The sequence below is a fragment of the Streptomyces changchenzhani genome, assembly GCF_039766235.1.
Classification (GTDB): Bacteria; Actinomycetota; Actinomycetes; order Streptomycetales; family Streptomycetaceae; genus Streptomyces.
The window spans coordinates 44094-64950 of record NZ_JBDHNH010000022.1 but is presented as its reverse complement, the minus strand read 5'-3'; the positions used below and the strand labels follow the sequence as shown (position 1 = coordinate 64950).

The window sequence follows — 20857 nt, the reverse complement described above, 5'->3', positions numbered from 1 at the left end:
GGTCGTATCCGGGGCTCTCCAGGAGACGGCGGCGTTCGTCTTGCTCATGTTCAAGGAGCGCCGTCAGGACGACGTCTCGCCCGCCGCGCCCCAACCTCGGACGAAGGAGGCCAGGGCGCGGCGCTGTTCTTCCTGCCGGGCGGTCTGCTGGGCGAGGATCTGGCGGTCGATGTACGGGTCGACGGCGGCCAGGACCAGGCGCTGGAGTTCGGCGGGCTCCAACGCTTCGACTTCCCACTGCACCGGGTGCTCGATGTCGAAGCCGTAGCGGCGCGCGAAGGCCGGCCACCGGGGATCGCCGCGCTTGCCCTCGGTCGCGGGCAGCTCGTAGTCGTGCACGACCTGGTCGTAGGTGAGCAGCACCCGCTCGGTGTGGCTCCAACAGGCGGTGCGCGCCACGAAGTCCCGTTCGAGATCCTCGCCCGAGCAATCAAAATCACCGACCGTCAGGAGCACCGCTTCCCTCGAGTCGGCGGCGACGCGAGCGCGGACGACGTCGACATAGGACTGGGAGCCGAAGCCGCGGACCACCAGGACCGGGATGCCCGCGTGGGAGAGCCATCCGGTCAGCTGCTGCCGGAGGGTGTCCTTTTCAGCGGCGACGTACACGGCACGGGACTGGCCATGGGTGAGGTCCAGGCCGAACCAGTCGGGGCTCTCGCGCAGGAACGTGCCCGCGTCCGGCCAGGCCGGGGGTACGTGGACTTCGCGCAGGGTGTCGATGAGGTCGGGGAAGCGGCCCTCGCGGCGGGCCTGGGCGAGGTGGGAGGACAGGTGCCGGTACATCGACGGCGTGTGCGGCAGCACGCCCGCGGAGGCGAGCTTGTACATGACCTGGCGCAGCGTGACGCCGCCCGCGTAGCTCTCCACGATCTCCCGGGCCCGGTCCACGACGACCGGCCACCGGATCCGCTGACGCGTCATACCGGTACTTGTACCCATCGCTTGTACCCATCGCACCGCCGCCGGCCCCTGGCACTCGGACGGCTATCGCGTGGAAAGAAGTGTCGCCGTCCAGGAGACGCCTGCAGCTTGTCGGCGGGGCGGTCCGCCTCTGGAGGGGGTTGGATAGGTCGTCGATGCTTCACCAGGTCTGGAAAGGGTCCCTCAGTGAAGTAGTCGGCGCGGTCGCAGCCCCTTGACCACATGGTCTGACCTGCGACGTTGTCCGGTCACCGTATAGACGTGAGGCGCCCTGTGATGCGCCCCGGCTGACGCCTTGGTGAACGCCCTGCCGAGCGTCCTGGTAGGCGCCCTGCCAGGCGCCCCCCGGCGTCAGCCGTCGGGCCCACGCGGGCTACCAGCGGCGTAGGTCTTTGGCGAGGTCGCGGTGCCACTCGGTGCGGCGCGGCACATACGCGTCGGGCGCCGGTCCGAGCGCGACGGCCTGGTCGGTGATCTCGTAGGTGACCCGGTAGGACAGGACCTGGGTGGCGAGGTCCATCCACTCCTGCGTCTTGTACGCCGGCGGGACGGGACCGAGCACGGTCACGAACCACATGGGCAGCAGGGCGCGGTCGCGGATCGCGTCGGCCAGGCGGCCGCGCAGCAGCCAGTTCAGTTTCCGCTCCGCCTTGTCGCCCTGCTCGATCAGGGATGCCTTCGCCTGCCTCAGGGAGTCGTCCTGGGCCAGTGCGGCCTGTGCGGTCTGGGCGGGGCCGGCCAGCTTCTGGGCCCGCTGACCGTGGCTCTCAGCAAGGGTGCGGGACATGCCGAAGTCCATGGCGGCCTGTTTGAACTCGCGGGACGTGCGCGGCTGACTGGCCAGGATGCCGGCGGCCTCCACCACCTTGTCGCGGTGCTCGTTGCGCTCTTCGACCGCTCCTTCGTAGTGGCGGATGTTGAGGCGGTGGGCCTCGCGCTGGTGCCCGGGGAGCAGGCCGGAGCGTACGTGCCAGCCGTGGTTGGCGGTCCTGGCCAGCTTCTTCCACTCCGGGTCGGTGGTGTCGAGGTCGGCGAGCGGGGCACCGCCCGCGGCGAGCAGGTGGGCTTCGAGGACCTGGACGCGGCCGGTCAGCCGCTTGAGAGCCTGATCGGTGTCCTGGATGTCGCCGCGTACGTCGTCGTCCAGCTCGGTCAGCTCGTTGCGGACGGTGCTGAGGTCGTCCTCGAGGCTGCTGATGCTGCTGCGGATGTCGCGCAGCTCGTAGTCGAGGTCTTCAACCTCCCCCAGCTTCGTACGCAGGGAGCTCAGCTCGTGCTCCATCCCGCCGGTCCGGTTCTCCAGACGGCGGACCTGGTAGCCGTGGTCGTCGCTCACCGCCGCGCCCCCTTCGGGTCGGCGCCCGTGCTGTCCATGGAGGACCCGGCGACAAGCATCCAGCCCAGGGCGGCGGCGAAGATGAACCACCGGCTGATCACACTCAGGCTGATGAGCGCCATCAGGAGCCCGACCACGTGCAGTCCGACGGCTCCGAAGCGGCGGTCCCGGTGCTGTTCGGCATCGACCTTCTGGAAGCAGCCGGCCACCGTGCCCGCGAAGTGCGGGACCAGCAGGACCAGCCACCAGGCCGAACGGTCGAGGACGAAGACGAGCGCGATCAGCACGGCGCCGACGACCGCCTGGCCGCGCCAGGACCACGTCACGATGCGCTCACTGCGCCTGCGCTCGGGCTCCGCCAGACGCTCGGGAATCGTCTTCTCGAACTCCACCAGCCTGCCGGTGACGTTCACCAGCCGGGCGTACTCCACCGCGAACTGGTCGTCACCGACATCGTGCTTGAGCACCTCCGCATGGCGAACGCCGACCTTCTGCTGAAGCTGCGCCAACTGCTCCTCGATCTGCTGCTCGGTGCTGCCCACCGAACCACCCCCACCCGCAATGCGACGACACCCCGACCGGACACTTCCCCGCCGACTGCCACCGCCAGCCGTCAAACCGATCGACCGTACCCACAGCGATCCCGGCCCCGCCGGGCAATCACATGCCGTGGCCGAAACCATGCCGATCAAGTGCATCGGTGCCTGCCCAGGGGCGTCACGTTGTCTCCGTGGCTTGGCAGAGGCAGTCGTTATGAGTTCTGCAGGGCGTACACCTGGTACGGCACGGTTGTTCCGCCGTCGGCCTGCCGGTCCGACGTCCCGATGTGGGTGAACCCGGCCTTCATCAGGACGCGGCCGGAGGCGGGGTTGTCGGGGTGGTGCATGGCCTCCAGCCGGTTCAGTGCGGCGGTGGTGAAGGCGACGGTGACGACCTGGTGGGCGGCTTGGGTGGCGTAGCCGTGGCCCCAGGTGTCCTCGCGGAGGATGTAGCTGATGGTGCCCATGGACGGGGATCGTCGCCGCAGGGCGATCAGGCCGATCATCTGGTCGGCGGCGAGGATGCCCCAGGACCACTGGGCGCGCGGGTTCTCTGCGCTTCGGGCGAGGGCTGCCCGGATCTTCTCGCGGGCTTGATCGAGGGTGAGGGCTTTGCCGGTGGTGTGCCGGATGGAGGCACCGCTGTAGATGCGGGCGAGGTCGGGTGCGTCGTCGGGGGCCAGGGCGCGCAGGGTCACCATGCGGTGGTCAGCTCCTTCGCGGTGGGCCGGGCGGCAGGGTCGGGTGCCAGGCAGGCGGTGATGGCGTCCTCGAACGCGGCGAACGGCCACGGCCGGACGTCGGGCAGGGCGGTGGTGGTGCCCTTGGCGATGGCGGAGAGCTTCTCCAGCCGGTCGGTGGCGTCGTCGTAGGCGACAGGGCGGTGGCCGGTCCAGGACCAGAACAGGGAGGCGCCCAGGCTCCAGATGTCGGCGGCCGGCTGCGCCTGGACGTGGATGTCGGCGGGGGTGGTGAGGATCACGGCGGCGATCTCGGGGGCGGTGGTGTGGGTGAGTGCGCCGCGGTACGGCAGGCGCGGCAGGCTGTTGGGGCCGCAGGCGAGGGCGTAGTCGATGACGGCGGCGCGGCCGTCGCCGGTGACGAGGGTGTTGGTGGGCTGGACGTCGGCGTGGGTCCAGCCGGCGGTGTGCATGCGGGCGAGGTGCTCCGCCCAGGTGCGGGCGATGCCCAGGAGCCAGGGGCGGACCGAGGCACGGTCTCCTTCGGGGCCGCGGGCCAGGGCGAGGGCGCGCCACAGGGGTGCGCCGTCGATCCATTTCACGGCCAGCCACCGGCCGCCGCCGAAGACGCCGGCGTCGAGGCGGTAGTCGGGGACCAGGGCGCCGGCTGCGGTGAGGCGGAGAAGGTGGTCGTCCTCCTGGGCCATCTCGGTGGCCTTGTCGTGGGCGTTGTCGCTGTCGGGGTCGTTGGCCTTCAGTGCGACTGCTCCCCGGGGCCCTTGGAGCTTCCAGGCCCGTGAGCCGCGCCGGTCGCTCAGCAGTTGGATCGAGGTGGGCTCGCCGATGTGTGCGGTGAGGACGTCGACGGCTTCACCGGGGGGAGGAACTGTCTGGCCCATGTGCGGATCTCCTTCCACTGGGTGGGGCTGTGCTCGAACACGTCGCGGCCGTCGTCGTCGGCCGCGGCGAGCGCGGAGGCCAGGTCGGGGGTCGCGTGCAGGAAGCGCGGGTCGCGGCGGCGTACTGCGGCTCTCACGGGGAGGAACGATGCGGGGGCGCCCGGGATTCGCATCCCCGCCTCGGTGACTTCTTCTTCGCCTGCGTAGAACTTGCCGAACATGACCCCGCAGGGCCCGTACAGGTTCTTCAGCGCCCAGTGCGGCCAGGCCATCAGCTCGCGGTGGCTGGCGTGGGGCACGTCGCCCGTCAGGACGATGTTCTCGCACCGCAGCAGGCCGTGCGGCCGGTTCATCAGAGGCCGCAGCCATTCCGCGGCCTGGACGCCCGCGTGGAACAGCTCGGCCTGGACCGCGTCGGCGTCGGCGCCGCTGTCGGCGCGGTAGACGGTCCAGGTCGTCAGGTCCCGTTCGAGCGAGGGGGCCAGGTAAGGGCAGTGGGCGGTCATCTGCCGCACGTAGTCGCTGACGTCCACGGACCGTGGCCGGGCGGTACTGGCCTCCACGAGGCGCAGCGCCCCGGCGGTGGGCCGGGGCGCTGGCGTGATCCGGGCGGTGGTCACCTGCGGCTGGTCTCCGGCTGGTCGGGGGCGACGTCGTCGTCACCGCCGGTCGGGGAGCAGTCCCATTCGGCGACCACGGTGCCGGTGGCCTGGTAGTGGGCGAGCGCGTCCTGGTCCACGCGGCCGTCGGCGTCGGTGAACCAGATCTCCGGCAGCGGTCCGTACGCCTCCTCGTAGGCGCTCACCCAGGCGATCGGGCCGTGGCCGTTGTTGGCGGTGTGGCCGATCGGCTGGCCGGCGCTCTCCTGGCACAGGGCCTCGTAGGCGGGGGTGCCGAGCTGTTCGTGCCACGCCTTGTCCACGGCCGGGGAGAACATCTCGGGTGCGCTCTGGCCGTTCTTGAAGCGCTGGCCGGTGATGGTCAGGAACCGGCGCAGCTCGGTGGTTGCGGTGCTCATGGTGGTGCCCCTCTCGGTGTCGAGTGGTGGTCGCCCGGTCCGGTTGGCCGGGGGTGTGGTGCCGGTGTGCCGCGCACCCGGGGTCGTTGGTCGCGCCCGGGTGCGCGGCGGTCTCAGGGGGCCTTGGCTGGCTCGGGGGCGGCGCTGACGAGGCGGTCCAGGCGCTCGTACAGCGCGCGTACGAGCCGGGCGTGGCCCTGGGCACAGCGCACGGTGCCCTCCGGTGGAACGGACAGGCGTCGGTCGGCTTCCCCGAGGACAACGTCGGCGAGGGCGCGGGCGGCGTGGTCTTCGGGCAGCAGGTCCGCGGCGCGGCGGACGTCGGCGGCGACGGCGCGGGTGACGCCGGTGAGCAGCAGCGCGATCTGGTGGAGGTCCGCAGGCGGCAGGCCGGGGACGGCGGTCCATCCCAGTACGGCTTTGACCAGAGCCTTGTGGAGCTCCCGGTCGAGGGGAAGTTCCGCTTCGAGGCGTCCTTCGGGGTCGTGGAGGACCAGGTGCGTGCTGCTCATCGGTGCCTCGCCGGGTCGTGGGTCGCGGGCGGCACGGTCTCGTTCGTCGGACATCGACCGCATCCCGACCGTACGAGCGGACGGGATGCGGTAGGACTGACCGTGAGTACGGGTTTCGGTGCGCAGGGCAACCGGGGAGCAGGCCGGTATGGGCAGGCCCAGGCGAACATCAGCAGGTGCGGTGACCGGGTTCGTGCTGCGCCTGGTCCGCGAGTCGATCCCGTGCACGCAGACCGCCCTGGCGGAGGCGCTGGGCGTGGACCTGGACACGGTGCAGGGCTGGGAGTCGGGTCGGCGCCCGTTGGCGAACATGCGGGCCGGGGCGCTGCTGGAGCTGCGCAGACGACTGCCGGCGCTCGGTGCGGATGTGGCGCTGGTGGTGTGGCTGGACGCGGCGATGGACGCCGACCGGATCATCGCGGCCGGGCTGGACGGCGAGGCTGGCGGGCCGCACCCGCTGGCCGGGTGGGTCCACAACCGGGACACCGCGCACATGCTGGCGTGGGCGCTGAACGGCACCGTCCCGCCGGCGCTCGCCGGACGCTTACCCCGACCGAGGCGCGGCCCGGTCGCTGCCGCGCCGCAGTTGGCGGCCGCGGACCGGGCGGTGTTCTTCGATCACCTGCGGGGCACGACCGAGGCGGCGGCCCGGCAGGGCGAGGGCGGGGTGCTGCTGCACCGCCAGGCGCTGTACCTCGCCTCGTACGACCGGGGGCCGGACGCGGCTGCGTGGACCGCGCACACCCTTCACCGGCGCCGTGACGTGCTGGCCCGGCGGGGCTGGTCGCCGCACTGGGCGGAGGCCCGCTCCACCGCCACGGCGCTCGCCCGCCTCGGGGATCCGCAGCCGTTGCTGGACTTCATCGATCGCGCCCTGGCCGACGACGACACCGCGGAGGCCGCGAACCTCAACTACTGGGCGCTGTGGCTAGGGGCGCTGCCGTTGCCGCAGCCGGACGACGCGTTCATGCGGGACCGGGATCTGTCGGGCTGGGATCCGGTGACCTTGCTGCGGGGCCTGGCCCTTGGGCTGCACCTGGCGCCCGGCTACGTCGACCTGTACGCGCACTCGCTGTGGGCGCTGCTGACGGCCTTCCCGTGGCTTGCGCAGGCCGCCGGACCGCTCGCGGGGCCGCTGCGCGAGCAGGCCGGCCAACTCCTGGACGGGGCAGCGTTGTCGGCGAGATCACGGCGCGAACTCGCCCACGTCCACTACGTTTTCGATCACAACCGCTGAACACCGGAGGACCGCATGGCCGACGACACCACCAGGGGCACCGCGAGCTTCATCTCCGAGATGGGCGTGCTCAAGCGCGTCGCCAGGACCGGCTGGTGGTTCACCGGCAACAAGCAGCCGGAGTCCGTGGCGGAGCATTCCTTCCGCGTCGGGGTGATCGGCTCGGTCCTCGCCATGATGGAGGGCGTCGACGCCTCCCGGGTCGCCCTGATGTGCCTGTTCCACGACAGCCAGGAGACCCGGATCGGGGACATCCCGCACATCGGCCGCAAGTACCTGCGCGCGGCGCCGAACGGCGAGGTGACCGCCGACCAGGTCGCCAACGCCCACCCGGCCGTCCGCACCGGGGTGCAGGGCGCGGTCGACGAGTACGAGGCCGGTGAATCCCCGGAGGCGATCGTCGCCCGCGACGCCGACAAGCTGGAATGCCTGGTCCAGGCGGTCGAGTACCGGGAGCAGGGCTACAGCCTCACCCAGAACTGGATCGACACCAGCCTCACCTCGCTCAAGACCCCGTCCGCGAAGGCCCTCGCGGACGCCGCGCTGAGCATGGACTCGCTCCAGTGGCAGAAGAACTTCCTGCCCTGACCGATTCCAGGCGAGCGCGCTGGTATTGAGCAGCGTGACTGTACAGAGCCGGGCCCCGGAGACGTCATGGCTGATCCCCCGGGGCCCGTGGCGTGTCCGGTTTACCAGTAGCAGCGGGTGGGACCCGGTTCCTGGGGGCGGGCAGCAGCACGTTTCTCGTCCGCGATCCGCTGCTGGTCTCGCCGCAGAGCGTCCGCTCGGGCGTCGGGAATGACGGCTGGACCGAGGGTGATCGCCTCGGTGCCGGTCACCGGGGCCAGCGAGTACCGCAAGGGCGCTTTGCTGGACCGCGTGGGCAGATGGAGGCGGGCCACACCGGCCGGGAGCTCGGCACGCAGCGCTCCGTGCCAACGGATCCACAGCGCGGGGCACCCGCGGAGTGCTTCGTCTCGGAGCTTGTCCACGGCGGTGCTCTCGTCCGCACGGTCGATCTCCACGGCAATTGGTGGGCCGTCTTTGCAGATCACGCGCAGGTCCAGGTAGGCAGACCAGGACGGTGACCAGTAAGCGATGCAGCCTCCGTTCTTCAGGCGGGGCGGGTCGATGTAGCGCATCTGCGCCTCTGTCCTGCACCTCCACCCCGACGCTCCCACCCACCTCACCACCGCCCGGGTGATGGACTGGGTCGCCTCTTTACCGGTCAGGCCGGTGAAGGAGAAGCCGCTCTCGGACAGGTAGGTGCGTAAGGAGACGGCGAGGCTCTCGGACTCGCCGGCCTCCGTCGGTTCATGGGCCATCCGGTGATTCTCCGCTCGCCCACTGACAACGGGCCGGGAGCGACGGTGATCACTGCCATGGGAGATCACCGGCTGACCAAAGCTTCGCCTTCCGGCTCCCAGGTTGGTGACCTCGCGGTATGGCCATCGGCGGGAGTGATCGTCCAAGGTGAGGCCATGAGCGGATTCCGACCCGGTGACGTCACTGACGAAATGATCCAGGCCATGGACACGGCCCGGCGGCAGGGACTGCAGAAGGACTTGCGCGCCCTCGCCGCCAACATCCGTGCCGACGCGGAGGGCCGGTACGACGGTGCGGAGCCCGGGTGGCGGGCCGGAGTCGAGTGGACGCTGCTGTGGATCGAGAACACCGCCAGTCAGCTGACCGAGGGCCGGCCGTAACACTCGAGGTGGCCTTCCACCGGCTGTGCCCCACGACCGTCCAGAAGCGGCGTGGAACACAGCGTTCTCATGGAGCCGCTCAAGCGCGCCCCGCCGGCTCCCACAGGGAGCGGGCGCGCCCGCTCCCGTCGCAGTGGAAGCACCAGCCGCCTTCGGGCGTACTGCGGGCACCGATGGTGTCTGCGGCGTCCCGGAAGAGCTGGGTGAGGCCGGTGGTGTGCGCCGTGTGGATCGGGAGTTCCTGGCGTCTGCTGAGCGTGAGTTCCAGGGCGACGCCGGGGCCGGTGAAGTGGGCGTGGGGGAGGTCACCGGTCATCGCACGGAGCGTCTCGTTCACCTGGTGCATCGTCTCCGCGCCGGTCAGCTGCACGCGGGCCGCGAGGATGGTGTCGGCGGCCGCGGTGAAGGACAGCAGCCCGGCCGGGCGGGCGAGCGGCCCGACGCGGCCCACCGGTTCGGGGTGGGTGTGCTGGAGCTGGGCAAGGGCGTGCCACAGGTCGCCCGGCAGATCCTGGGGCGCGGTCTCTTCTCTGCTGCGTCTCATGAGACCTGTTTATGGCCTGGCACCGGCGTACAGCCGGGCTCGGGTTGTTCCCTCCCGCACGGCGGCGCCGCGACTTCCCGGGCCGTCCCGCCGGGCGGGGCAGTCATGCCCGGCCCGGCGGGGGCGGCTTGCCCAGGTCAGGTCCGCCGGCGGAACCAGCCGCGGCCCGTGTCCGGCTCAGGGTCGTCCTCCGGCTCCGGCGGCAGGGCGGCCTGGAGGCGGGCGGCTTCGGCAGCGGCTTCCTTACGGGCGACGTCGCCGGCGTGGCAGGTACCGCACACGGACGCGTCCCCGGCCGTCCAGGCGCCGCCGCGCGCGGTGGTCTCCTCCCAGCGCTGGTCGGTGAACTTCGCCCCGCACCGCTTGCACACGGGGCGCTGTGCCTCCCGCTCAGCGGCACGCTGCTGCTCCTCCGCCGCGTCGGCGCGGGCCTCCTGGACGCGGAAGAGGACGTCGCCATTGGGGTTGTCCAGTTCCCTGTTGAATCAGTGTGTCGAAGCTGGCCAAGAGGGGTGTCTACCGAGTGAGTTGGCGTGTGTTCTGGGTGCCGCGAGACGCGGTGCGAGGTGGCGTACGGAAGGCCGTGCTGGAGGGGTGGGCAGACCTGCCAGCCCGCGAAGACGCGGTGGGAGTACGGGCTGGCGATCCGATTTTCATGTCCCCGGACTACCGGGTGGACTTGGTTCTTGGGCTGTACGGGCAGTCGGCAAAGTTCCGCCGGTACACAGCGGAGACGAAGCGGAATTACGCGACGGATAACGCGCTGCTGTTGACCGCGTTGTGGGCCCGTCGGAAGACGTGGCTGGAGGCGACCTCGAAGGACCTTGAGGATTACGAGGACTGGCGCCGCTTCGCTCTGACGAATCCGAACCGCATCGGCGGTTCGAAGTGGGATCGGGAACTGTCCGCAATCATGAGTTTGTACTCGTGGGCGAAGAAGGAGGGGTATCTACCCCGGAACCCGGTCCTGATGAAGCAGGTGGTCGGCAGGAACGGGGAGACCTTGATGGTCCCCGAACAGAGAGCGGACGACGCCCGGCCGAGCAACGCGCACTGGCTGACGCCGAGGACGTGGCGCCGGTGGATCGACGTCGGGCTGCGGGGCCACACCCGTGAAGGGGTGCCGGAACCGGGCTGGGTGGGCCGGCTGGAGGACCGCAACGTCGCCTTCGTGCGGACGCTCGTCTCGTCGGGTCTTCGGCTGGGCGAGGGCGGATCGCTGCTGACGTTCGAGGTCCCGAAGCGACGGCTGGGTGGTGGGCGCTACTACCGCGGCAAGGTCGCCGCCCAGGTGACGCGGTCGAAGAAGCAGCGCACGTACTACGTCTCCGCCGAGGCGATCGGGGACATCGAGTCATACGTCGCCTCGTCGCGGGCCTGGGCCGTGCGCAAGGCCCAGCAGGCGGGCCGCTACGACCGGCTGCTCGAGATGCGGCTGCTGATCGAGGTGACCCGGGGGCCGAAGCCGAAGGTCCGCTGGTGCGACCAGGCCAGCGTGATCGGGGAACGCGAGCTGAACCTGCTGACCTGGCAGGAGAGGATGCTGCTGTTCGAGGAAGGGCCGCACGGTCTTGAGCCGTTGTGGCTCTGGCTGAACGAGCGAGGACTACCGTTCCTGCCGTCTTCGTGGGAGAGCGTCTTCCGCACGGCGAATGAACGCTGCGAGCGAATACTCACCCCGCCCGAGCACCTGCGGAAGGACCCGCATCAGGTCTACGCGCCCTATGCCACTCCGCACGCCGCAAGGCATTCTTTCGCCCTGTTCATGCTGGTTGTCCTGAACCATCTGATGGATCAGCGTTACGGGCTGACGCCGGAGGAACGACGGGACTTCCGGCTTCTCTACGGCGATCCGTGGTTCATGGTCCAGAACTTGTTGGGCCATGCCTCGCGGGACACGACCGTCAAGCACTACCTCGCGCCGGTCGCTGACCTGCAGCTCAGATCGATGCTGGCCACAGCGGAGGACGTCATAGAGGCGCCGATGCCCGAGCTGGACGCCGTCTTCGCCCGCGTCGCGCGAGAGTCGGACGGCATCCAGGACATCGACGACCGCATGCAACCCGCCGCAGGCGGTGACGCATGAGCCCCCGCGGACGCCGCGCGTCGCTGCCTCCGGCCGACCACGGCCGGCCCGAACCGCTGGCTGCGGACGGCCTGGTCGTGCACCACTACAACAAGGAACAGCGCGTCAGGGAGTACGACTTCGCCGCCCTGCCGGTCGCCGAGCCGATGCAGCGCTCACTCGCCGTGTTGTTCGCCGCCCACTGCACGCCTCACCGGTGGCGGTCTCATCTGTCATCCGGGCTGAACTGGCGTCACCTGATGCTCTTCGCCTCCTTCCTGTCCGAGCAGGAACGTCCCCCTCGAGATCTGGACGAACTGACGGCAGCCGTGGTGCACCGGTGGCGCCAGAGCCTGTCGAAGACCGCCGGCGGCTACAACCGGTTCACCTACCCTGCCCGGCTCCTGCGCCAGGATCCCCGACTGCAGTCCGGCCCGGTTGCTGATGCCCTGGCACAGCGCCTGCCCACGCCCCGAAGCGAGGTGCAGTCGTACTCGGAGGCGGACTTCGCCCCGATCAAGACGGCCGCCCGGCGGATGTTCCGATCGGCACTGCTGCGGATCAACGACAACGCCCGCCACCTCGAGCGGTGGCGGCAAGGGGACTTCGCCAAGGACAGCCGGGAGTGGCTGCTCGGAGAAGCTCTCCAGCACATCGCCCGCACTGGGGACCTCCCGCGCCACACCCTCAAGGACGGCAGACCAGGCGATCCCATCGGCCGTTACGCACGGGCTCTGGGCGGCCGAAGCGGCGAACATACGTGGCAGCGGCTGTTCCTGACCCGGATGGAGGCGGCCGCACTGGGGGTGCTGCTGCTGGCCGAGTACGGGTGGAACCTCTCCGTCATCGACCGCGCCAAGGTGGCCCGGGCAACCCCGGACCAGGGCGAGGACGGTCGGCCCACCTACCGGATCCCGGTGGAGAAGCGGCGGCGAGGCGTCGGCCGCTACTTCGAGACCAGGAACGTCACCGACGACGGAGCCGATTCCCGAGGCCGACTGATCACTCAGGCGCTGGAAGCCACCCGGTTCGCCCGTGCTCTCGTCGAGGAACTTGCTCCCGGCACCGACCTTCTCGTCGTCTGGCGCACACACCGGCCCGACCATTACGGCGACCGTTGGGACCGGCCTCCCCCGATCGGAGTGTTCTGTTTCGGAGTAGCCAGCGAGGGCGCGCGGGCATGGGCGCAAAGCCAGGGCTTCGCAGGCTCCCCGTTCCGGCGGGGGCGACGGACGGTCGTCGCGGTCGACCGGCGAGAGCCGGCCCAGCACAGCCAGGACACCCACGACCGCTCCTACGCCCTGGTCGACAAGCGCGTCCATGCCGACGCGGTCGAGGTCATCGCGGGCGGCGCCGAGGACGCCGCGGCCCGAGCCCGCGCGGCGGTGCTGATCGCCCAGCTGAGCGAGGAGCCGGAGCCTGAGCACACGGAGACCGCCACAGCGGACTGCTCGGACTTCGACCACGGGCCCTATCCGGCGCCGGACGGAGGCTGCGGAGCCTCCTTCCTGATGTGTCTGGGCTGCGAGAACGCCCGTGTCCATCCCGGGCATCACCCCCGCCTGGCCCACCTGCACCACGCACTCGGCAACCTCCGCTCCGCGCTCCCGCCGCCAACCTGGCACAGGGACTGGGGCGACCCGCACTCCCGGCTCGAGAACCTCAAATCCAAGCTCGGCGAGGGCACTTGGAAGCAGGCCCTTGCCAGCGTCACCGACAACGACCGCGACCTCATCGACCTGCTGCTGACCGGAAGCCTCGACACGTGACCACCGCCGCCGAACTCGATCCCTACCGACTCCCGCTGCCCACCCCCACCACCCCTGTCATCCCCGGCCACCTCGTCATCGAGCATCACGCCCATCTCAACAGCCAGTACGGGGATCCGGCATGGTCGACGGCCCCACTCACCGACAAGCCCAGCGCGGTCAAGGCCGCGATCCACTGGAGCAACTGCACCCTCGAATTCCAGGACGAGATTCGCCTGATCACCTGGACCATGATCAACGGGCAACTCCGGCCCACCTACCTCAAGGAGCGGGGCAACCGCATGCGGTCCCGCCTCGGCTCCACCCGGACCATCGACACAGTGCGCCACTGGTTTCACTTCACGACATGGCTGACCACACAGGGCATCACCACCCTCATCGGGTGCGACGCCGCGGCGCTGCACAAGTACGGGCTGCACCTGCGCGATAGTCACCCCGGCCGGAAATACGTCGAACGGATCCTGGGCGCGCTGACACGGCTTTGGGCCTTCGATCAGCTCTCCGCCCGCCCGACCGGCATCGCCCGACCACCATGGGACGAGTTGGGGGCCGATGACTATCTGCCCGCGGCGACCTCCACGGGCGGCGAGAACGCCATCGAGCCGCTAGCCGAGCAGACCATGGGGCCCCTGCTCGTCTGGGCGATCCGCATGATCGACGACTTCTCGGCGGACATCCTCGCCGCCTGGGACGAGGTCCAGCGACTGCGGAACAGGGCCCGCACCAACCGCACCACCCCTGCCTCACGGGCAGCACTGGCCGCCTACTTGGAACCGCTTCTCGCCGCTGACGCGCCCTTGCCCAGCTGGATGAACCAGGACCGCAAGGGCCCGGTCCGGCTCGCCCGCCAGTACATATGCGGGCTCACCGGCGCCTCCAAGCTTGTCATCGCGCAGTTCGCCCAGGAGCACGATGTGCTCGCCGCCGTCCAGCGCCGGCCCGGCCCCTGCCCGCTGGACACGACAGTGAGCGGGCGCATCAACGGCAAGCCCTGGAGAGGGAGGATCGACTTCACCGAAACCACCAGCCTGATGAGGCACCTCGGAACAGCAGCTTTCGTCGTCCTGTCGTATTTGACGGGAATGCGCCCCGAGGAAGTTCTCGGACTGCGGGCCGGTTGCTGCCCCGACCCCCTTCCGGACGGCGAGGGAAAGGTCGGACGACACCTGATCCGCGGCCACGAATACAAGACCGTCAAGGACGAGGACGGCAACCACGTGCCCTCCGGATCCGAGCGCGAAGTGCCCTGGGTGGCCATCGCGCCCGTCGTCAACGCCATCCGCGTCCTGGAACGCATGGTGCCCGAGAGCGGTCTGCTGTTCGACCACCAGGCCCACGACCTGCTCACACCTCGTGCCGGCACCGGCTCGCTCAAGACCGACGCCCTCTGCAACCGGATCGAAGACTTCGCCGTCTGGGCGAACGAGGAAGCCGCCACCCACAGCCTCCCTCACGAAACGGTCCCACCCGACCCGCACGGCAACATCGTCACGGAACGGTTCCGCAGGTCGTTGGCCTGGCACATCGCCCGCCGACCCAACGGACTGGTCGCCCTCGCCATTCAATACGGGCATCTGCGGACGACGATGGTCTCGGAAGGGTACGCGTCCCGTAGCCGCGACGGCATCCATGAACTCGTCGACATGGAGACCGTCCTGGCCGTCGCCGACACCGTCTCCGACCTCCACGACGCCCTCGAAGCCGGCGAAGGAGTCTCCGGCCCCGCAGCCCGGCGAGCCATCAGGACCGCCAACCAGGCACCGCGATTCGCCGGAACCGTGATCAACGCGATCACCGCCCGTCGCCTCCTCGCGAACGACAGCGAGATGATCCACGACAATCCACAGGCACTCCTGCTCTGCCATTACCGGCGCGAGCAGGCCCTCTGCCACCGCGACGGTGTCAAGGACACCCCCAGCCTGGATCACTGCGTCCCCGGCTGCGGCAACATCGTCCGCACCGACCAGCACGCCGCCCGGATCCGCGAACGCGCCGACGTCCTCGACAAACGCGCGGTCCACACTCCCCAACCGGTCGGCGACCGACTGCGAGTCAACGCCGACAAGCTCCGTGCCATCGCCGACCACCACGACCGCACCCGCATCACACTTCAGGAAGCCTCATGACCCCGGCCCTCGACGAACGCGACCGCATCCGCGACGCCATGGACCGGATCCTCTCCGGCACCCCGCAGGCATCCAACGGCGCTCTCACCATCGTTGCCCTCGCCCAGGAAGCCGGCGTCCCGAGGAATGCCCTCACCCAGCGACACCTCGACCTGAAGAACGAGTTCTACGAGCGCGTCAAAGAACGCGGAGCCACCCCGGACGCCGAAGCCCGCCTTCGCCAGAAGATCGTGAAGCTCAAAGAGACGATCACCAACAAGAACAAGGAACTCGACCGGCTGCGAGCCGACGTCCCAGCACTCGTCAGAGTCGTCAATCAACTCACCCTGGAGAATCAAGAACTCCGCGAACTTCTCGCGAACCCGCACCCGAACGTGATCCCGATCCAGCGCAGGCAGTTCCGCTCAGACGAGTGACAGCCCGCCTCACAGATCCTCGGGGTGAGGGCACCTTCGGCGCCCTCACCCCGGCCCAGCGGTCTGGCCCTGCAGGCCCTCGAAAGTCTCGACACGCTGACTTGACAGGGATGTCGAGCGCGGCCGTCAGCTTCTGCTCGCCCGTTCGTCCCAGCCGCCGCCACACCGCCGCGTCCGCGCCGTGCTCCGTCAGCTGCTCCAGGGTGGTGACGACGACGGGCACCGCCTGGCCGTAGTCCTTCGCGGTGATCCCCCGGTGGTAGGTCTCGTACCGGCGCGGCGCCCAGTAACGGCGGCCGGTCTCCTCCAGTACGGCGACCGTGTTGTCGACCTTCGCCTCGGTGGTGTCCGCGAACACGAACGCGAGGGGCACCAGGCCCTCCCGGCCGGTCGGCGGGTAGAACCGGCGCCACAGCCGCTGCTCGTGGTCGACGTGTCCGATCGCGTCCGGCCGCGAGCGGACCCGGTCCGCGATCTGCTTGTCCGCGTCCTTCGGGAGCAGCCGGCCCCACTCCCAGTACCGGCGCAGTTTCTGCACCAGGTCGTGGGCGTCTTCGGTGCGGCGGTCGATCTCCAGCAGCATCACCGGCACCTTGGCCTCTGGTGCCCGCACCACCAGGTCCGCCCGCTGCACGAAGCTGTTGCCGAGCCGGTGGCCGATCTCGGTCTGGAAGCCGAGCTGGTGGCCGATCCCGGCGCGGTGGAGTTCGGCGGCTGTCGAGGTGACCGCCGCGGCGTGGTCGTCGTAGCTGGTGCCGAGCAGCTTCCCGGTGACCGCGTCGAACTTCTCCTCGCGCAGCACCGAGATCCGTATGCCCTTCGGCTCCAGCAGCTTCTTCGCCTCGCCATGTCCTCGCTTCGTCAGCACCCACACCTGCCGCTGGTCCTCCCGGACCGTTTCGATCCTCACCAGCTGGTGCTCCTCCAGATCCAGCAGGTTGTCCCGTACGAGCCTGTCGTGCTGGTTGTCGGGGCGGGTCAGCTTCCACAGCTGGTCGGGCGTAGCCCTCTGGAAGATTCCCAGTGCTTGCAGCAGTTCCCGGCGTCGAGGCTCGGTCGAAGTCCTCCTGTGCTTGGGACTCCTTTGGACATGAGGGTTGTCGGACCTGCGGCGACCCCCCTTTCGCCGTGTCTGACCTGCGGAAACGCCCGGCCCTTGGCGTCGGGGCGCGGAGGGGGTGATGGAGGGGTCCACGGAGGGGGGCCTTCTGGCCTGGACAAGGGGCTGCTCGGGGTCGTCTGCGGTGCTCGCCACAGGGTGCTCCTGGAGGTGGGGCGGGCCTATCCCGCCGTCACCTTCTACAGGTGTCGTCCGCGGCGAGTTTGTGACGCCGATCTTGGAAAACCTCTCCGCCGTAACCGCATCGTGATCAACCGTGTCCTGTCGCACCGAACTTTGAGTGAATCTCACCGAAGACTGACGGATTGCAGTTCGTCGCATCGAAGGTTAAGTACGCAGGTCAGGACCAAGGGCAACCTCCGCCGCGGCGGTTCAGCGAAGCAGTGCCGCGCGCAGGGTGATGCCGTGCCGCGTGCGCAGCCGCCGCAGCTCCCACTTCGCCATGACGGTGACGGTCAGCGGGGCTCCCAGCATGAAGGCCATCCGCACTCCGAACGGCACACCGTCGTAGGTACCCCGGAATACGTCGAAGAGGGCGACTTCCCAGACGAGCAGCGTCGCGAGCAGCGGTGGAAGCGTCTCGTGGAGGTCTGCTGTCCGGAAGACGTGCACGAGTGACTGCGCGATGCCGTAGAGAACAAAGGGGGCGAGCCATAGCAGGAAGGCGAACAGGGCGAACAGCAGCACCACCCGCTCTGCCGACGCCGTCCAGTTCGTTTCCTCGTCCACGTAGCCCAGCCCCGTGATCAGCCGTGGCACAGCGAGCGCGACGACCAGCGCGAGCAGCGCCCCGGCGGGCTTGCCCACGCGGCGCAGGAACAGGCGCCGGTTGGGTGGGCGGGCCGCCGCGATGAAGGCGGCGACGGCGACCGGGAACGTCACCCCCAGCACAATGAGGGTGGTACGGATCTGGCCGAAGCGGTCGTCCACCACGGCGTCGACGTCCGCCGCCAGCCCGTAGGACAACAGCATCCACGTGACAGCGACCAGACCGACGACCGTCCGCAAGACCTGCACCCTCTTCACCACCGGGTCGTGCACACGGTCCGGCCGGGACGGTGTGAACACCACACGCCCCACAGCGATCGGATTGAACAGACGCCCGAAAGTCAGCCGGCGCGCCGGAACGGCTGGCGAACCCGGTCCCGGCGGTTGTCCTCCCCCGTATGGATTCCAGGGCGCCCCCGCCCCCGTTTCCGCTCATCCCCGCGTCCTTCCTGTCGTCATGTCCAGAGGTCACGAGGAGAATCGCAGATCTCAGCGCGCCAAAACACCTGATTCCCACGGCAGTTGCGCTGCAGTCGTGTGCCGACAGCCACTGGGCCACCACCGCTGGAACCTCGAACGCATGGTTCGGCTCGCCGCACTGCCGCCGCCTCCACCAACGTTATGAGCGCAAAGGCCGGTGGGGCACCAGGGATCTCAAGCCGATCGCGGGCGCGGCGGTCAGACGTCAGACGAGCGTGCATTCCGCTGCCGCAATGCCCTGACCTGCGCACTTAACCTTCGATGAGACGAACTGCAATCCGTCAGTCTCCGGTGAGATTCACTCAAGGTTCGGCGCGACAGGACAAACCGGCTGTGACTGGACACGTTGGTTGGCGGCTGAGCGTTGGCGCAATGCCTGGTCATGGGTTTTCTGGCCAACGCGGTTGGCGGGCCCTGGCCGCAGTAGTTGGCGGGCCCCAGGCCGAGACAGCCGACTTCACGGGCGAACCCGCTGCTGTGACTTTTCGAGATACTTGACACCGCTATGCGTGGCTGAGCTGGGTGCTTGGCCGAGGCTGATCGCGCTTCTTGACACCGGATTTTCAACTTTGGTGACACCTACGCCGTCCAAGCCCACATACCGCCCACCCGTGGCCCAGTCCCCCGATCGGCCCCTGACCACCTCACCCCCCGGCGCTAGCTTGTACCGCGAAGGGCTGTCATTCCGGCGCATTAGCATCAAGACATGGCCGATACCGCTGCGATCGACGTCGTCGAGGACGCACAGCCGTCATGACTGTCGACGACCAACACGCGCGCCGGATCCACCGGCTGCCGGTGGACCGAAGGGCGGCCGCTGTCCTAACGACCTGGGCGGCTGCCACGGACGAGAGCACCCTCGACGCCACGTATCTGGACCTCTCGGGTGCCGATCTCTCCGGCGCCGATCTCGGCCTTGCCCTGTTTTGTCCGTCCGTGGCGCGAGGCGTCCGGCTGCGGGAAGCGGATCTGTACCGGGCGAATCTCGGGTGGGCGGATATGGAAGGCGCGGATATGACGCGGGCGGTGCTGGTTAAGGCCGAGCTCACCGAGACCATCCTGCGCGACGCCGATCTGACCGGCGTCAACCTGGGCAGCGCGGATCTCTACGACGTCGACGCGCGTGGGGCCTGCCTCCGCGCGGCCCAGCTGGACGGTGCATCGCTGCTCGGCAACACCCGCCTGGAAGGCGCCGACTTGACAGACGTCACCGTTGCGCACACCAGCTTCCAGGCCGCCCTCGACGACGGCACCCGCGTCACAGGGATGAGCGGCACGGTCTTCGGGCCGACCTGCGTCACCGCCCCAGACGGCACCCGGCACGAGCTGGCCGGCCTGGCGCTCGAGTTGTGGCTCACCGAGCGCGGCGCAGCCGTCCAAGTCCTCAACTCCCCCGCCGACACCACGACGTACTACGCTCTCCTCCCCGACGGCTTCCCCTGCAGCCGCCCCGGCGGTGTCGTACGCCGCCGCCGGGCCGGAATCGTCGTACGGGACGAAGCCTTCACCCGCAACCTGCGCTGGGAGCCCACTGAATACCTGCACCTCTACAAACTCGGGCACAACGACACCGACCACGTCGAGATCAGCCAGGCCGAGGCCGACGCCTTCGTCCGACGCCTCCTCTCACAGCCCCGCCCCTGACCCACGCTTCGCGGTGGCAGGCGCGGTCAGATCGGTATGCAGCGCTGTACATAGCCGTCCAGGACGCCGACCGCGCTGAGCGGGGCAGCATCGAACGCGACCGCGGCGCCCTCGCCACTCCTGCTCGCTGAGATGGCAGCTAACTCGGACCAAGTGTCATCTATCCCGAAAAGTCGCAGCTGCTCACATGAGCGTCGGCTACGGGCCCGCCAACTACGTGGCCAGCCGCCAACAAGCGCGTCCAGTCACACCGGCGGGGGGAGAGTTCTCCCCCCTCAGCGGCCGGACTCTGTCCACAGGGCCGCCGCTGGAGGCTCCTCTTGAGGCCGCCGCGATCAGCGGGGCGGCCCGTACGTGAGGAGCTCCCCGTGCCCCAAAGCCCCGCCGATGCACCGTTCATCCCGCTGACCGAGGCGACAGTAGCGAGTGCTTTCAGCTACCTCCGGGCGGTCCAGGCCGGCGACGTCCGGACGGCCGCCAAGCTCGTCACCGCCGAACCGCGGATGTCCGCGTTCCTCGCAGGCATCGCCGAAGGGATCGTCGTCGCGGGCACCTCTCTGCCCGGCCCGGACGACGACGCACCGACTTGGGACTCCTTCACCCTGGAGACCCTCGGGAAAGTCTTCCTGCACGCCCTGCGCGTCTGGCAGCAGGCCGGACCGGACGCCGTGCGGGGCATCGCCCAGACGGTCATCGTCTTCATCACGGCGATCCTCTTCGAACGCGAAGAGCGCGACGACATCGCCGATGCCCTGAACACCTACGAGTCGTGCGCGAGGGGCCAGCTGATCCTGGACGCGCGGGCCGCCGTATCGGCCGCGGCCTACCCGGTGGGCAACACCGCCGCGTAGCGCGCACCAGGTGAGCCCCGCGCTCACCGCCGCGCACGTCACCCCGCCACCCCGCAAGCCGTCGCGTCCTGCGGCCGCGCGATCAGCGAGACGGCCCGTACCTGAGGAGCCACCTATGCCCAAGACCACCACCACCGCACTCACCCCGATGGACCCGGACGACATCACCGCCCGTCCGGCCACCTGCCCAGGCATCGGCGCGACAGAGGCGCGTTCCTCAGCG

Annotated in this window: 22 protein-coding genes; 9 read left to right on the top strand and 13 right to left on the bottom strand. The window is 69.5% G+C overall.

What is annotated here, in order from left to right:
* Positions 1–63: 63 nt before the first annotated feature.
* The 8 genes from ABCR94_RS37910 to ABCR94_RS37875 form a co-directional block, all read right to left on the bottom strand.
* Positions 64–924 carry a hypothetical protein gene (locus tag ABCR94_RS37910; RefSeq protein ID WP_347125961.1) on the bottom strand — a complete coding sequence of 287 codons (861 nt, stop codon included), beginning with the start codon at positions 922–924 and terminating at the stop codon, positions 64–66.
* A gap of 373 nt (positions 925–1297) precedes the next feature.
* Positions 1298–2260 (bottom strand): hypothetical protein, encoded by a 963-nt coding sequence (locus ABCR94_RS37905; RefSeq protein WP_347125960.1) that lies wholly within the window; start codon positions 2258–2260, stop codon positions 1298–1300.
* Positions 2257–2802, bottom strand: a complete 546-nt coding sequence (locus ABCR94_RS37900) for a hypothetical protein (protein WP_347125958.1) — start codon at positions 2800–2802, stop codon at positions 2257–2259. The genes ABCR94_RS37905 and ABCR94_RS37900 overlap by 4 nt, the downstream gene beginning before the upstream one ends.
* Positions 2803–3011: 209 nt before the next feature.
* Positions 3012–3500: a GNAT family N-acetyltransferase gene (locus tag ABCR94_RS37895; protein WP_347125956.1), complete on the bottom strand. Its 489-nt coding sequence runs from the start codon at positions 3498–3500 to the stop codon at positions 3012–3014.
* Positions 3494–4378 (bottom strand): protein kinase domain-containing protein, encoded by an 885-nt coding sequence (locus tag ABCR94_RS37890; protein ID WP_347125954.1) that lies wholly within the window; start codon positions 4376–4378, stop codon positions 3494–3496. The genes ABCR94_RS37895 and ABCR94_RS37890 overlap by 7 nt, the downstream gene beginning before the upstream one ends.
* Positions 4294–4998 carry a DUF6875 domain-containing protein gene (locus tag ABCR94_RS37885; protein WP_347125952.1) on the bottom strand — a complete coding sequence of 235 codons (705 nt, stop codon included), beginning with the start codon at positions 4996–4998 and terminating at the stop codon, positions 4294–4296. Before ABCR94_RS37885 ends, ABCR94_RS37890 begins: the two co-directional genes overlap by 85 nt.
* The gene (locus tag ABCR94_RS37880) at positions 4995–5396 is read right to left on the bottom strand and encodes a hypothetical protein (protein WP_347125950.1); all 402 of its coding nucleotides are present in this window, start codon (positions 5394–5396) and stop codon (positions 4995–4997) included. The genes ABCR94_RS37885 and ABCR94_RS37880 overlap by 4 nt, the downstream gene beginning before the upstream one ends.
* A 113-nt stretch (positions 5397–5509) precedes the next feature.
* Positions 5510–5908, bottom strand: coding sequence for a DUF6415 family natural product biosynthesis protein (locus ABCR94_RS37875; protein ID WP_347125970.1), 399 nt, complete (start codon positions 5906–5908; stop codon positions 5510–5512).
* A gap of 181 nt (positions 5909–6089) precedes the next feature.
* Here ABCR94_RS37875 and ABCR94_RS37870 point away from each other — a divergent pair, with 181 nt between their 5' ends.
* A complete protein-coding gene (locus ABCR94_RS37870; protein WP_347125948.1) occupies positions 6090–7145 on the top strand; it encodes a helix-turn-helix domain-containing protein in 1056 nt (351 codons plus the stop codon).
* A 15-nt stretch (positions 7146–7160) separates the two neighbouring features.
* Positions 7161–7733: an HD domain-containing protein gene (locus ABCR94_RS37865; protein ID WP_347125946.1), complete on the top strand. Its 573-nt coding sequence runs from the start codon at positions 7161–7163 to the stop codon at positions 7731–7733.
* A 101-nt stretch (positions 7734–7834) separates the two neighbouring features.
* Here ABCR94_RS37865 and ABCR94_RS37860 read toward each other — a convergent pair whose 3' ends face one another.
* Positions 7835–8470 carry a hypothetical protein gene (locus tag ABCR94_RS37860; RefSeq protein WP_347125945.1) on the bottom strand — a complete coding sequence of 212 codons (636 nt, stop codon included), beginning with the start codon at positions 8468–8470 and terminating at the stop codon, positions 7835–7837.
* 156 nt (positions 8471–8626) lie between these two features.
* Here ABCR94_RS37860 and ABCR94_RS37855 point away from each other — a divergent pair, with 156 nt between their 5' ends.
* Positions 8627–8851 (top strand): hypothetical protein, encoded by a 225-nt coding sequence (locus ABCR94_RS37855; protein WP_347125943.1) that lies wholly within the window; start codon positions 8627–8629, stop codon positions 8849–8851.
* A 79-nt stretch (positions 8852–8930) separates the two neighbouring features.
* Here the strand turns inward: ABCR94_RS37855 and ABCR94_RS37850 are convergent, their stop codons facing one another.
* The gene (locus ABCR94_RS37850) at positions 8931–9395 is read right to left on the bottom strand and encodes a hypothetical protein (RefSeq protein ID WP_347125942.1); all 465 of its coding nucleotides are present in this window, start codon (positions 9393–9395) and stop codon (positions 8931–8933) included.
* 137 nt (positions 9396–9532) lie between these two features.
* Positions 9533–9766: a hypothetical protein gene (locus ABCR94_RS37845; protein ID WP_347125940.1), complete on the bottom strand. Its 234-nt coding sequence runs from the start codon at positions 9764–9766 to the stop codon at positions 9533–9535.
* Positions 9767–10050: 284 nt separating this feature from the next.
* On the opposite strand from ABCR94_RS37845, the gene ABCR94_RS37840 reads away from it, so the two are divergent.
* The 4 genes from ABCR94_RS37840 to ABCR94_RS37825 are packed head-to-tail and all read left to right on the top strand — an operon-like array spanning position 10051 to position 15771.
* Positions 10051–11481 (top strand): site-specific integrase, encoded by a 1431-nt coding sequence (locus ABCR94_RS37840; RefSeq protein ID WP_347125939.1) that lies wholly within the window; start codon positions 10051–10053, stop codon positions 11479–11481.
* A complete protein-coding gene (locus tag ABCR94_RS37835; protein ID WP_347125937.1) occupies positions 11478–13229 on the top strand; it encodes a hypothetical protein in 1752 nt (583 codons plus the stop codon). The genes ABCR94_RS37840 and ABCR94_RS37835 overlap by 4 nt, the downstream gene beginning before the upstream one ends.
* Complete coding sequence (locus tag ABCR94_RS37830) at positions 13226–15355, top strand: integrase (protein ID WP_347125935.1); 2130 nt, start codon at positions 13226–13228, stop codon at positions 15353–15355. The genes ABCR94_RS37835 and ABCR94_RS37830 overlap by 4 nt, the downstream gene beginning before the upstream one ends.
* The gene (locus ABCR94_RS37825) at positions 15352–15771 is read left to right on the top strand and encodes a hypothetical protein (protein ID WP_347125934.1); all 420 of its coding nucleotides are present in this window, start codon (positions 15352–15354) and stop codon (positions 15769–15771) included. The genes ABCR94_RS37830 and ABCR94_RS37825 overlap by 4 nt, the downstream gene beginning before the upstream one ends.
* On the opposite strand, the gene ABCR94_RS37820 is transcribed toward ABCR94_RS37825, so the two are convergent.
* Together ABCR94_RS37820 and ABCR94_RS37815 are read right to left on the bottom strand one after the other, a co-directional pair.
* Positions 15677–17212: a replication-relaxation family protein gene (locus ABCR94_RS37820; RefSeq protein ID WP_347125932.1), complete on the bottom strand. Its 1536-nt coding sequence runs from the start codon at positions 17210–17212 to the stop codon at positions 15677–15679. The genes ABCR94_RS37825 and ABCR94_RS37820 overlap by 95 nt on opposite strands.
* A 51-nt stretch (positions 17213–17263) precedes the next feature.
* On the bottom strand, positions 17264–17959 hold the full coding sequence (locus ABCR94_RS37815) for a hypothetical protein (protein ID WP_347125930.1): 696 nt from the start codon (positions 17957–17959) through the stop codon (positions 17264–17266).
* A 933-nt stretch (positions 17960–18892) separates the two neighbouring features.
* On the opposite strand from ABCR94_RS37815, the gene ABCR94_RS37810 reads away from it, so the two are divergent.
* On the top strand, positions 18893–19783 hold the full coding sequence (locus ABCR94_RS37810; protein WP_347125928.1) for a pentapeptide repeat-containing protein: 891 nt from the start codon (positions 18893–18895) through the stop codon (positions 19781–19783).
* A 368-nt stretch (positions 19784–20151) separates the two neighbouring features.
* Complete coding sequence (locus tag ABCR94_RS37805) at positions 20152–20634, top strand: hypothetical protein (RefSeq protein WP_347125927.1); 483 nt, start codon at positions 20152–20154, stop codon at positions 20632–20634.
* Positions 20635–20857: the final 223 nt, after the last annotated feature.

Bases quoted from the DNA above. Each gene is read 5' to 3' on its own strand.
- ABCR94_RS37810 (WP_347125928.1), top strand. From the start codon at position 18,893: ATGACTGTCGACGACCAACACGCGCGCCGGATCCACCGGCTGCCGGTG.
- ABCR94_RS37825 (WP_347125934.1), top strand. From the start codon at position 15,352: ATGACCCCGGCCCTCGACGAACGCGACCGCATCCGCGACGCCATGGAC.
- ABCR94_RS37890 (WP_347125954.1), bottom strand. From the start codon at position 4,378: ATGGGCCAGACAGTTCCTCCCCCCGGTGAAGCCGTCGACGTCCTCACC.
- ABCR94_RS37880 (WP_347125950.1), bottom strand. From the start codon at position 5,396: ATGAGCACCGCAACCACCGAGCTGCGCCGGTTCCTGACCATCACCGGC.
- ABCR94_RS37895 (WP_347125956.1), bottom strand. From the start codon at position 3,500: ATGGTGACCCTGCGCGCCCTGGCCCCCGACGACGCACCCGACCTCGCC.
- ABCR94_RS37855 (WP_347125943.1), top strand. From the start codon at position 8,627: ATGAGCGGATTCCGACCCGGTGACGTCACTGACGAAATGATCCAGGCC.
- ABCR94_RS37875 (WP_347125970.1), bottom strand. From the start codon at position 5,908: ATGAGCAGCACGCACCTGGTCCTCCACGACCCCGAAGGACGCCTCGAA.
- ABCR94_RS37820 (WP_347125932.1), bottom strand. From the start codon at position 17,212: ATGCGACGAACTGCAATCCGTCAGTCTTCGGTGAGATTCACTCAAAGT.
- ABCR94_RS37840 (WP_347125939.1), top strand. From the start codon at position 10,051: ATGTCCCCGGACTACCGGGTGGACTTGGTTCTTGGGCTGTACGGGCAG.
- ABCR94_RS37860 (WP_347125945.1), bottom strand. From the start codon at position 8,470: ATGGCCCATGAACCGACGGAGGCCGGCGAGTCCGAGAGCCTCGCCGTC.
- ABCR94_RS37865 (WP_347125946.1), top strand. From the start codon at position 7,161: ATGGCCGACGACACCACCAGGGGCACCGCGAGCTTCATCTCCGAGATG.
- ABCR94_RS37910 (WP_347125961.1), bottom strand. From the start codon at position 924: ATGACGCGTCAGCGGATCCGGTGGCCGGTCGTCGTGGACCGGGCCCGG.
- ABCR94_RS37850 (WP_347125942.1), bottom strand. From the start codon at position 9,395: ATGAGACGCAGCAGAGAAGAGACCGCGCCCCAGGATCTGCCGGGCGAC.
- ABCR94_RS37835 (WP_347125937.1), top strand. From the start codon at position 11,478: ATGAGCCCCCGCGGACGCCGCGCGTCGCTGCCTCCGGCCGACCACGGC.